8 protein-coding genes and 1 pseudogene are annotated in these 11274 nt (G+C 72.7%); 3 read left to right on the forward strand and 6 right to left on the reverse strand.

Annotation, left to right across the window (positions count from 1 at the left end; all coding sequences use genetic code 11):
• On the reverse strand, nt 1–1236 hold a 1236-nt coding region (gene ftsY / locus ACWCRA_RS34945; protein ID WP_451069449.1), incomplete at its 3' end, for a signal recognition particle-docking protein FtsY.
• A 175-nt stretch (nt 1237–1411) separates the two neighbouring features.
• Here ftsY and ACWCRA_RS34950 point away from each other — a divergent pair.
• The gene (locus ACWCRA_RS34950) at nt 1412–2650 is read left to right on the forward strand and encodes a GNAT family N-acetyltransferase (RefSeq protein WP_351546443.1); all 1239 of its coding nucleotides are present in this window, start codon (nt 1412–1414) and stop codon (nt 2648–2650) included.
• A gap of 63 nt (nt 2651–2713) precedes the next feature.
• Here the strand turns inward: ACWCRA_RS34950 and ACWCRA_RS34955 are convergent, their stop codons facing one another.
• From ACWCRA_RS34955 to ACWCRA_RS34970, 4 genes are all read right to left on the reverse strand, one after another.
• A complete protein-coding gene (locus ACWCRA_RS34955) occupies nt 2714–4129 on the reverse strand; it encodes a sugar porter family MFS transporter (RefSeq protein WP_351546445.1) in 1416 nt (471 codons plus the stop codon).
• 131 nt (nt 4130–4260) lie between these two features.
• Entirely contained in the window at nt 4261–7926 is a 3666-nt protein-coding gene (locus ACWCRA_RS34960; protein WP_451069450.1) for an AAA family ATPase, read from the reverse strand.
• Between the two features lie 158 nt (nt 7927–8084).
• The gene (locus tag ACWCRA_RS34965) at nt 8085–8303 is read right to left on the reverse strand and encodes a hypothetical protein (protein WP_153486296.1); all 219 of its coding nucleotides are present in this window, start codon (nt 8301–8303) and stop codon (nt 8085–8087) included.
• Nucleotides 8304–8697: 394 nt separating this feature from the next.
• Nucleotides 8698–8979: an acylphosphatase gene (locus tag ACWCRA_RS34970; protein WP_351546452.1), complete on the reverse strand. Its 282-nt coding sequence runs from the start codon at nt 8977–8979 to the stop codon at nt 8698–8700.
• Nucleotides 8980–9215: 236 nt separating this feature from the next.
• Between ACWCRA_RS34970 and ACWCRA_RS34975 the strand changes: the two genes are divergently transcribed.
• Nucleotides 9216–10088, forward strand: a complete 873-nt coding sequence (locus ACWCRA_RS34975; RefSeq protein WP_351546455.1) for a CAP domain-containing protein — start codon at nt 9216–9218, stop codon at nt 10086–10088.
• A 68-nt stretch (nt 10089–10156) separates the two neighbouring features.
• On the opposite strand, the gene mutM is transcribed toward ACWCRA_RS34975, so the two are convergent.
• A complete protein-coding gene (gene mutM / locus ACWCRA_RS34980) occupies nt 10157–11023 on the reverse strand; it encodes a bifunctional DNA-formamidopyrimidine glycosylase/DNA-(apurinic or apyrimidinic site) lyase (RefSeq protein WP_351546458.1) in 867 nt (288 codons plus the stop codon).
• 158 nt (nt 11024–11181) lie between these two features.
• Here mutM and ACWCRA_RS34985 point away from each other — a divergent pair.
• Nucleotides 11182–11274 (forward strand): annotated as a pseudogene (locus ACWCRA_RS34985) (plasmid stabilization protein); the annotation flags it as partial.

Consider the following 11274-nt stretch of genomic DNA (forward strand, 5'->3'; position numbering starts at 1 on the left):
ACGCAACATGGCGGGCGCCCGTGCCCTTATGCGCGCGTCGGGCGTAGCGAGCGCGGACATCGGGAAGCCGATCATCGCCGTCGCCAACTCCTTCATCACCGGGACGCCCAGCTCGCGCTGGACGGCGATGACGATGCCGCCCTTGGCGGTGCCGTCCAGCTTGGTCAGCACGATGCCGGTGATGTCCACGACCTCGGCGAAGACCCGCGCCTGCACCAGGCCGTTCTGGCCGGTGGTGGCGTCCAGGACGAGCAGGATCTCGTCGAGCGGGCCGTGCTTCTCCACGACGCGCTTGACCTTGCCCAGCTCGTCCATCAGACCGGTCTTGGTGTGCAGCCGGCCCGCCGTGTCGATCAGCACCACATCGGCGCCCTCGGCGATGCCCTCCTTGACCGCGTCGAACGCGATCGACGCCGGGTCGCCGCCCTCGGGACCGCGCACGGTGCGGGCGCCGACGCGCTCGCCCCAGGTCTGGAGCTGGTCGGCCGCCGCCGCCCGGAAGGTGTCCGCGGCGCCGAGGACGACCGAGCGGCCGTCCGCGACCAGCACACGGGCGAGCTTGCCGGTGGTGGTGGTCTTGCCGGTGCCGTTGACGCCGACGACCATGACGACACCGGGGGTGTCGAGGCCGCTCTCGGTCTTCACCGCGCGGTCGGCCTCGGTGCCGATGAGGTGGAGCAGCTCCTCCCGGAGCAGGGCGCGCAGCTCGTCCGGGGTGCGGGTGCCGAGCACCCGGACCCGCTCACGGAGCCGTTCCACCAGCTCCTGGGTGGGGGCGACACCGACATCGGCGACGAGGAGGGTCTCCTCGATCTCCTCCCAGGTGTCCTCGTCGAGGTGCTCGCGGGAGAGCAGGGTGAGGAGCCCCTTGCCGAGGGAGTTCTGCGAGCGGGCGAGGCGGGCGCGCAGCCGGACGAGCCGGCCGGCGGTGGGCTCCGGGACCTCGATCGCGGGGGCCGGGGGCTCCGCGACGACGGGGTCCTCGACGGCGACCGGGGTGCCGGCGGGTTCGTCGGCCGGCGGGAGGTCGACCTCTTCGATGGTGCGGCGTGGTTCTTCCCGCGGTGTCTCCGCCTCGTCGCCGACATGCGGCTCGGCGGGCGGAGCGGTGATGGTCGGCGCGGACGACGGGGCCGATGGCGGCAGCTGCTTCTTCTTGCGGCTGCTGATCACGAGCCCGCTGATCGCGCCGACGGCGACCAGGGCGATGACTACAGCAAGGATGACGAATTCCATAACCCACCCAGTATCGGTCACACCCCACCGGACCCGGGGGGCCACACCCCGGGCGGACCCGCACGGCCTTCCCGGCCGTCCCGGGAGCCTGTTTCCCGGGGCTGTCCCCCTGCCCGCGAGCGGCGGCGGAAAACCCGGATGACGGGTGTGCGCCACGCGGGCTAGCGTCGGGGAAATGACCGCCCTGGAGTACCGGACCATTCCGGATGAACAGCTCGACCGCGCCCTGGACCTGCACTATCTCGTCTTTCTGGAGAAGGGCGTCGAGGAGGACACCCGCAAGCGCCACCGGGAGGCCCTGGCGCACTGCGAGCGCGTCGGAGCCTATGAGGGGGAGGAACTCGTCGGACTGCTGGGCGCCCACCCGCTGGAGCTGTCGGTGCCCGGCGGGGAGCTGCCGTGCGCCGGGGTGACCTTTGTCTCCGTGGCGCCGACCCACCGCAGGCGCGGGGTCCTCAGCGGGATGATCGCCGAGCTGTGGCGGCGGTGCGCGGCGGCCGGGCAGCCGCTGGCCGCGCTCTGGGTCTCGGAGTCGGGGATCTACGGCCGGTTCGGCTATGAGCCGGCGACCCGCTCGTACTCGGTGGAGATCGACACCGACGTGCCGCTGGAGCTGCGGATCGAGCCCGACGGCCGTCCGCTGCGGCTGGTCCCCGCCTCGGACGCGCCCGCGCTGATCGGCCCCCTGCACGCCGCCGCGCGGGCGGAGCGCGCGGGCCGGGTGGCCCGGGACGAGTTCTGGTGGCGTACGCACACCCTGCCCGAGGAGGACGAGGACAGCGACGAGCTGAGCCCGCCCCGGGTGGTGACGATCGGCGAGCCGGGCGAGGAGCCCGCGGGCTATGTCTTCTACCGCACCACGCGGGACGACGAGGGCCGGGGCACGGTCCATCTGCGGGAGCTGGAGGCCGATTCCCCGGCCGTGGCCGCCGCGCTCTGGCGGTTCGTGACCTCGATCGACCTGGTGGACAAGGTGAAGGCGTGGGGCCGGCCGCTGGACGATCCGCTGCTGCGGATCGTCGCCGACCGGGACCGGGTGCGGGTCACCCAGGAGTTCCCGGCGCTCTGGCTGCGCACGGTCGATGTGGCCGCGGCGCTGGAGGGACGGAGCTGGTCGGCGCCGCTGGATCTGGTGCTGGAGGTGACCGACACACGGCTGCCCGCCAACGCCGGGCGGTACCGGGTGACCGCCAAGCCCGGCGAGGGCGGCCACCGGGCCCGGGTCGCGCGCACCGGGGACGCCGCCGATCTCACCCTGGACGTCCGGGAGCTCGCGGCGCTCTATCTCGGGGACATCGACCCGGCGGAGCTGGTCCGCGCGGGGCTGGTGACCGAGCACGCGCCCGGCGCGGCGCGGCTGCTGGGCCTCGCCGCGCGGACGGAGCTGCTGCCGCACACCACGGACGAGTTCTGACCGTGCCCCCTGTGCCCCCGGCGCGTCCCGGGGGCACAGGGGGCACGGGGGCCCGGGGAGGGGTCAGCCCATCTCCTCCAGCGACTTGCCCTTGGTCTCCTTGACGAACAGCAGCACGAACGGGATCGAGAGCACCGCGAAGGAGGCGTAGATGACGTACGTCCCCGAGAGGTTCCAGTCCGAGAGGCTCGGGAAGGTCGCGGTGATGGCCCAGTTGGCGATCCACTGCGCGGACGCGGCGACTCCGAGCGCCGCCGCCCTGATCCGGTTGGGGAACATCTCGCCCAGGAAGACCCAGACCACCACACCCCACGAGAGGGCGAAGAAGAGCACGAAGACATGGGCGGCGACCAGCGCCACGGTCCCCTCGGTGCCGGGCAGTTTGCCGTCCACCAGATCGGCGGAGAAGGCCCAGGCCTCGAACGCCAGGGCGATGGCCATTCCGGTCGAGCCGATCAGCGCGAGGGGCCTGCGGCCGATCCGGTCGACGAGCACCATCGCGATCACCGTGCCGATGATGTTCACGATCGATGTGGTGAACGAGTAGAAGAACGAGCTGGTCGGGTCGATGCCGACGGACTGCCAGAGCGTGGACGAGTAGTAGAACGCCACATTGATGCCGACGAGCTGCTGGAAGACCGAGAGTCCGATACCCACCCAGACGATGGGCAGAAAGCCGAAGCGCGAGCCGAGCAGATCCTTGAAGGTCGACTTGTGCTCCCGGCGCATCGCGTGGTCGATCTCCTGGACCCGGGCGTCCAGATCGATGTGCTCGCCCTCCACCTCGGCGAGCACCTTCTTCGCCCGGCCGACCTTGCCGACCGAGATCAGATAGCGGGGGGACTCGGGGATCGCGAAGGAGAGGAGCCCGTACAGCAGGGCCGGGATGACCATCACCCCGAGCATCCACTGCCAGGCCTCCAGGCCGGCGAGCTCCCCGCGCTGGTCCCCGTCGGCGAGCTGGAGGATGCCGAAGTTCACCAGCTGGGAGACGGCGATACCGATGACGATCGCGGCCTGCTGGAAGGAGGCGAGCCGGCCCCGGTAGGCGGGCGGTGAGACCTCGGCGATGTACGCGGGGCCGATGACCGAGGCCATGCCGATGGCGAAGCCGCCGATGATGCGCCACATCGCCAGGTCCCAGAGCGCGAACGGCAGCGCGGAGCCCACCGCGCTGACGGCGAAGAGCAGGGCCGCGATCCGCATGCACGCGATCCGGCCGATCCGGTCGGCGATCCGGCCCGCGGTGGCCGCGCCGATGGCACAGCCGATCAGGGCGATGGCGATGACCTGGGCGAGTTCCCCGGAACCGATGGCGTAACGGTCACGGATGGCCTCGACCGCGCCATTGATGACCGAACTGTCGTAGCCGAAGAGGAAGCCGCCCATCGCGGCGGACGCGGTGATGAAGATGACATGACCGAGATGCTCGGGGTGGGCCTCACGGGCCCCCGAAGCCGGGGGCGGACTGCTGGTCACATGTACTCCTGGGGCCGTTGCTCGTGGACCGCCCGACAGCTCCGCCCCTCAGGGCGAGCCCTTCCAGTGGTGCACACCCGCACGGGGGTCACCAGCGGGGTGGGCTGTCGGTGTGAGGGCGGCCGGGAAGGTCAGCGCAGGCGCTGGCTGATGACCTTGGAGACGCCGTCGCCCTGCATGGAGACGCCGTACAGCGCGTCCGCGACCTCCATCGTCCGCTTCTGGTGGGTGATCACAATCAGCTGGGAGGACTCCTGAAGCTCCTGCATGAGCCGGATCAGCCGCTGGAGATTGGTGTCGTCGAGCGCCGCCTCGACCTCGTCCATCACATAGAACGGGCTCGGCCGGGCCTTGAAGATCGCCACCAGCAGCGCCACGGCGGTCAGCGAGCGCTCGCCGCCGGAGAGCAGGGAGAGCCGCTTCACCTTCTTGCCCGGCGGGCGCGCCTCGACCTCCACGCCCGTGGTGAGCATGTCGCCGGGGTCGGTCAGGATCAGTCTGCCCTCGCCACCGGGGAAGAGCCGCGCGAAGACGCCTTCGAACTCGCGGGCCGTGTCCCGGTACGCCTCGGTGAAGACCTGCTCGACGCGTTCGTCCACCTCCTTCACGACCTTCAGAAGATCGGCTCTGGTCTTCTTCAGGTCATCGAGCTGTTCCGAGAGGAACCGATGGCGCTCCTCCAGCGCCGCGAACTCCTCAAGGGCCAGCGGGTTCACCTTTCCGAGCTGCTGATACGCCCGTTCGGCCGACTTCAGGCGCTTTTCCTGATCGGCGCGGACGAAACCTGCGGGCCGGTTGCGGGGGTGGGCGGGGTCCTCGGGCAGCTCCTCGCCGTCGGCCGGCGGGGACGGCGGTACGGGCTGGTCGGGGCCATACTCCGCGACCAGCGCGGCCGGTTCCACGCCCAGCTCCTCCAGGGCCCTGCCCTCCAGCTGCTCGATCCGCAGCCGCTTCTCGGCGCCCAGCACCTCGCCCCGGTGGACCGAGTGGGTGAGCTTGTCCAGCTCCTCCTTGAGCTCGCGGCCCCCGGCGCGGGCGTGGGCCAGCTCCCGCTCCCGGCCCGCCCGGGCCGCCTCCGCCGCGGTGCGCTCCCCGTCGGCGCGCAGCAGCGACACCTCCACATGCGCCAGCAGTTGGCGGGCGCCGGCCGCCACGGCCGAGGCCACCGCCGCCTCGTGGCGCAGCCGGGCGCGGCGCGCGTCGGCGCGGGCCCGCGACTCCCGTTCGGCGCGGGCTCCCCGGTCGAGGGAGTCGGCCCGGCCCGCGAGGCCCTTCATCCGCTCCTCGTGGGTACGGAGCTGGAGCCGGGCCTCCATCTCGGTCTGGCGGGCGTTGGCGCCGTCGGCGGCGAGCCGGTCCCGCACCTGGGTGTCGGGCTCGTCCTCCGCGGGTGCCTCCTCGGCGACGAGCAGCCGCTCGGCCAGCTCCTCGGCCTCCTCGCGGGCCCGCTCCAGCGCCTGGCGGGCGCGGGTGACGGCGGCGGCGGTGCGCTCGGCCTCGCCGCCGGCGGCCCTGGCCTGCCCGGAGAGGGTCCCGAGCCGGCCGGAGACGGCGGACTTCTCCCGGTCGGCGGCGCGACGGCGCTCCCCCAGCTCCTCGACGAGCCCGGCGCACTCCGCGTGCCGGGCGGCGGCCCGCTCCCTGGCCCCGGCCAGCTCCGTGCGGCGGCCGGCCAGCTCCGCGAGACCGGCCGCCGCCTCGTCCACGGCCGCCCGCACCTCCAGCAGGCTGGGCGCCCCGGCCGCCCCGCCCTGGGCGAAGTGGGCGCCGAGCAGGTCCCCCTCGGCGGTCACGGCGGTGAGCCCGGGCCGGGCGCGGATCAGTTCCTCGGCGTCCGCGAGGGTCTCCACCACGACGCATCCGCTCAGCAGCCGCCGTACGGCCGGCATCAGCTCATCGGGACCGCGCACGAGATCGACGGCGTACGGCCAGGCTCCGGGGACGGCGCCCGGCGCGGTGTCCGTGCCGGGGCCGGTGCCCGTGCGGGGACCCGGGTGCGGGCCGGGGCCCGGGTGCGGGCCGGGGCCCGGGTGCGGGTGCGGGTGGTGAGGCGCCGCCGGGGCGCGGTCCTGTTCCGGCGCACCGGCCAGCAGCAGGGAGGCCCGGCCCGCGTCGGTCTTGCGCAGGAGCCGCAGGGCCTCGGCGGCCGTCGTGGGGGTGGTGACCGCGACCGCGTCGGCGGCGGCTCCCAGGGCAGCGGCGACGGGGACCTCCCGGCCGGGGGTGACGTCGAGCAGCCCGGAGGCCGGGCCGAGCACCCCGGTGAGCCGGTCGGCGGCGGCCAGCAGCGCGCCGGTGCCGTCCTTGCGGCGCAGCCCGAGGGCGAGGGCCTCGCGGCGGGCGGTGAGGGCGGCGTGCTCGCGCTCGGTGGTGGTGAGCGCCTCGCGGGCGGCGTTCAGCGCGGACTCGGCGCCGGCCAGGGCGCGCCGTGCGGCGTCGTGGCGCTCGGCCAGTTCGCTGTCGCCCGCGTCCAGCCCCGCCACCTCGGCCCTCAGCCGCTCGTACGCCCCGGCGGCGGTGACGGCCCGTTCACGGGCCTCCTCGTGGGCGGCGGCGAGCCGGTCGATCTCGGCCTGGGCGGAGGCGGCCCGGCCCCGGGCCGCGGTGACCTGGCCGCCCAGCCGGGCGAGGCCCTCGCGCCGGTCGGCGATGGCGCGGGCGGCGTCCCTGAGCCGGCGCTCCTCGTCGGCCAGTCCCCGTTCCAGCCCGGCGCGGTGGGCGACGGTGTCCTCCAGCGCCCGCTGGGCCGCCTCCACCGCCGCCGCCAGCTCGGCCTCCTGCTCACGGACGCGGGCGGCCTCCCGCTCCATGTCCTCGGGCTCCCGGCCGCGCCGCTCCTCCGGCGGCCGCGCGGTCGCGCTCTTCACCCGGGCGTCGGCGAGGGAGACGGTGCCGCGCACCCGTTCGGCCTGCTGGGAGAGTTCGTACCAGCTCTGCTGGGCGCGCTGGAGCCGGGGGGCGAGCCGCCGCGTCTCCTCCTCCAGCGCGGCCTCCCGGGCGAGTGCCGCCGCCAGCCGGGCCGCCGCGCTCTCCCTGCGCTCCCTGAGCGCGGCCTCGTCGGCCAGCTCCGCCGCGAGGGCGGCCCTCAGGGTGACGAGGTCGTCGGCGAGGAGGCGCAGCCGGGCGTCGCGCAGATCGGCCTGGATGACGGCGGCCCGGCGGGCGACGGCCGCCTGCCGTCCCAGCGGTTTGAGCTGTCGGCGCAGTTCGTCGGTGAGGTCCTGGACACGGGCGAGATTGGCGCGCATCGCGTCGAGTTTCCGCAGCGCCTTCTCCTTGCGCTTGCGGTGCTTGAGCACTCCGGCGGCCTCCTCGATGAAGGCGCGGCGCCCCAGGGGATCGGCGTGGAGCACCGAGTCGAGACGTCCCTGTCCGACGATGACATGCATTTCCCGGCCGATGCCGGAGTCGGAGAGGAGTTCCTGGATATCGAGGAGCCGGCAGGTGTCGCCATTGATCTGGTATTCGCTGCCGCCATTGCGGAACATGATCCGCGTAATGGTGACCTCGGCATAGTCGATGGGGAGCGCGCCGTCGGAGTTGTCGATGGTCAGGGAGACCTCGGCCCGGCCGAGCGGCTGCCGCCCGGTCGTCCCGGCGAAGATGACGTCCTCCATCTTTCCGCCGCGCAGCGACTTGGCGCCCTGTTCGCCCATGACCCAGGAGAGCGCGTCCACCACATTGGACTTTCCGGAGCCGTTGGGGCCCACCACACAGGTGATACCGGGTTCGAACCGCAGTGTCGTGGCGGAGGCGAAGGATTTGAAACCGCGCAGGGTCATGGCCTTGAGGTGCACGCAGCCGGACTCTACCTTCAGCCGGCGGTTTCACCCATGAAGGCGAGGGGCACATCAGACGGTGAGGGGAGGGACAGGATGGCACGGGGGGAAAGAAAGAAGGGACGCCGAGGCGTCCCTTGCATATCTTGCGCGATGAATCCAGCGGACCTCCGGGCTCAGGTGAGCGCGGGCTCCGCCTGCGGTACGTCGATGTCGATGCCGTCAAGCAGCGACTCTCCGGGGTGCTGAGCGACGGCGGCGCTGAGCGCGTCATTCTCGGACTGAATCCGTACGAGTTCGGATTCGAGGTCCTGGACGCGCTGCTGAAGCCGTCGCATCTCGGCGAGGAGTCGCGGGTCAGAACCGCCGACGTAACCGAGAAGCGCCTTTGCCATGATGGATGGTCCTCCACACTGAGTGACCGACCGATGCGGTGTGGGTCGTGAGGGATTCGCACCCGCGGTGCTCGACAGTGCTGTGGTACTGCTGAATCGCTGCGGTTCTTACTGCCAAACAGCTAAGGTGCGCGGGGATTCCAGAGTCTCACCAAAAAGTTTGACGGTCAACACGATCACGCCCCGTGCGGAGGGGGCGACCCGGGTGCTCACGGCTGCCGCGACGGCGCCGGAGGGCTCTGCCCCGGGGCTCCGGGGGCGGGTGTTTCCCCCTGGTCGCCGCATCCTGGCACGGACCGCCCCCATCGGCAACCACCTGCTCGTTTATGCGTTCGGCGGGTGCCGGGACGAGCCGCGCCGGGCGCCCCCGGAGCCCCGGGACCGGGTGCGTTGCTCAGCGGATGGCGAAGCCGTCATAGCCGCCTCTGGGCGTGTCCCATATCTCAGTCACACCGTCCACACGGCCGGGTGTGTCGTCCGAACGCAGCCACTCCAGCAGCCGGTGGCAATTCTCACGTGACCCCTCCGCCACAATCTGCACCCTGCCGTCGTCCAGGTTGAGGGCGAATCCGGTGAGCCCGCCGATCTCCAGTGCATTTGCCCTGGTGAACCAGCGAAATCCCACTCCCTGTACTCGACCGCGTACCCAGGCGGTCAGTCGTGCCTTGTCGTTCATGACTGCACGGTATCCGCACGGGCGGCGAGTGATTTGCTCATGAGCCGCTTACGGCCCAGGCGTCATGGCGTACAGTCCCGTCGCAATGAAGGTCACCCGTTCGGGTGAACCGGATCGATCCGTTCCGCCACCGCGGAACCGGTGCGCGACCGGCGTGCGACCCGGCCGTGCGAACGGCGCCCGGCGGTGCGCGGGCGGATCGTCTCAGCCGTTGAGTACGAGGAAGGCACAGTTCCATGGGACGCCATCGACGCTCCACTCAGCGTGCGGGCAGGCCCGTACGCACGGGACTGCTCGGCGCCTCCGCCGCGATGGCGGTGGGGGCCGTCGCCGTCGCGTCCGGGCTGATTCCCGGCGGCTCCACCTTCACCTCCGGCTCGGGCAGCACTCCCAGCGGGGCGCTCCGGAGCGAGGGGTCGGCCACGCTCCAGACCCAGGGCGAGCAGAGCGGAGAGCCCTCCCGGAGCAGCTCCGGCGCCGCTCCCGCCCACGCGCCCTCCACCTCTCCCGTTCCGAAGCCGCCGGCCGAGCCGTCGGCGAAGCCGTCGGAGCGGAGCAAGGCCCCCGCGCGGGAGACGACCGCGCCGAGGACGCGTCCGTCCGCTGCCGCCAAGCCCCCGGTCCGCGAGCGGGAGCGCACCCCCGACCGCTCCGCCGAGCGGACCACCCCCGCCACCAGAACCCCCGCTCCCCCGCCGTCGTCCGCGCCCGCGCCGCCCTCCACCCCGTCCGAGTCGGGTGTCGAGGCCGAAGTGCTCGCACTCGTGAACGAGGAGCGCGCGAAGGTCGGCTGTGCCCCGGTCCGGTTCGACGCCTCGCTGGCCCGGCTGGCGGGCGACTTCAGCGGTGACATGGCGGCGCGCGGCTTCTTCTCGCACACCGACCCCGACGGGGACACCCCCTGGGACCGGGCCGAGCAGGCGGGCGTGGCGAATCTCGGCGGCGAGAACATAGCCCGCGGCCAGGCGGACGCGGGTGCGGTGATGAACTCCTGGATGAACAGCGAGGGCCACCGCGCCAACATTCTCAACTGCGACTACAAGACCCTGGGGGTCGGTGTCCACATGGGCGACGGCGGCCCGTGGTGGACCCAGAACTTCGGCTTCTGACGGCCGGTGCCCCGCGCGGCCCGGCCGGGCACGGTCACCGGCCCCTCGCCGTCACCGGACCCTTGCCGTCACCGGGCGCGCGCGGGCCTGGCGGGACGCTGACAGCGCGGGCAGAAGTAGCTGGAACGGTTCATCCAGGGACGTCTGCGCATCGGGGTGCCGCAGCGGCGGCAGGGCTCGTCCTCCCGACCGTAGGCGTCCAGCGAGCGGTCGAAGTACCCCGATTCGCCGTTCACATTGACGTACAGGCTGTCGAAGCTGGTGCCGCCGACCGCCAGGGCCGCGCGCATCACCTCCCGTACATGACCGAGCAGCTCGGCCGACCGGGCCCGGGAGATGCCCGCCGTGGGGCGCTCGTAGTGGAGCCGGGCACGCCAGAGCGCCTCGTCCGCGTAGATATTGCCCACGCCGCTGATCAGGGACTGGTCGAGGAGCGCCCGTTTCACCGTGGTGCGCTTCAGCCGCAGCGCCGTGTGGAAGGCGTCGTCGTCGAAGGCGGGGTCGAGGGGGTCGCGGGCGATGTGCGCGATGACATCGGGCAGCCCGTCGGGGGTGTTGTCGTGGAGGGAGAGCCCGCCGAAGGTCCGCTGGTCGACGAAGCGCAGTTCGGTGCCGAGGGTGTCGTCGAAGCTGACCCTGATCCGCAGATGCTTCTCGTCGCCGGCGTCCTCGGGCTGCACGAGCAGCTGTCCGCTCATGCCCAGGTGGCCGAGGACGGAGGAGTCGGTGTCGGCGAGCGGCAGCCACAGATACTTGCCGCGGCGCCGGGCGATGCCGACGCTGTGTCCCTTGAGCCGGGCCGCGAAGTCGTCGGCCCCGGCGAGATGGCGGCGGACGGCCCGCGGATGCAGCACCTGCACCTCGGCGATCGTCCGTCCGCTGACCCAGCGCTGGAGTCCTCGGCGTACGACCTCGACCTCGGGCAGCTCGGGCACGGGGCTCCTCCGGAAATGCTCACGGTAACGCCCGCAGCGTACCGCTCCCGGGTCGTGGACCCTTCATCGGACAGCGGGCGGAGGACGAGATTCCGCCGGTCACCGGGGGTGGGGCGGGTGGGAAGAGCGGTGGCCCCGCGCCTCCGGACGGGTCCGCCGCCTCCCAGCGCGGTGGACTGCGCTCGCACAGCGGAGCGCAGGGACCCACGAAGGACCAGCTCTACGCCGAGGCGAAGAAGCGGAACATCGAC

The organism is Streptomyces sp. NPDC001889, from assembly GCF_053594535.1.

Excerpts from the sequence above, each read along its gene's own strand:
- ACWCRA_RS34950 (WP_351546443.1), top strand. The coding sequence starts at position 1,412 with ATGACCGCCCTGGAGTACCGGACCATTCCGGATGAACAGCTCGACCGC.
- ACWCRA_RS34965 (WP_153486296.1), bottom strand. The coding sequence starts at position 8,303 with ATGGCAAAGGCGCTTCTCGGTTACGTCGGCGGTTCTGACCCGCGACTC.
- ACWCRA_RS34970 (WP_351546452.1), bottom strand. The coding sequence starts at position 8,979 with ATGAACGACAAGGCACGACTGACCGCCTGGGTACGCGGTCGAGTACAG.
- ACWCRA_RS34975 (WP_351546455.1), top strand. The coding sequence starts at position 9,216 with ATGGGACGCCATCGACGCTCCACTCAGCGTGCGGGCAGGCCCGTACGC.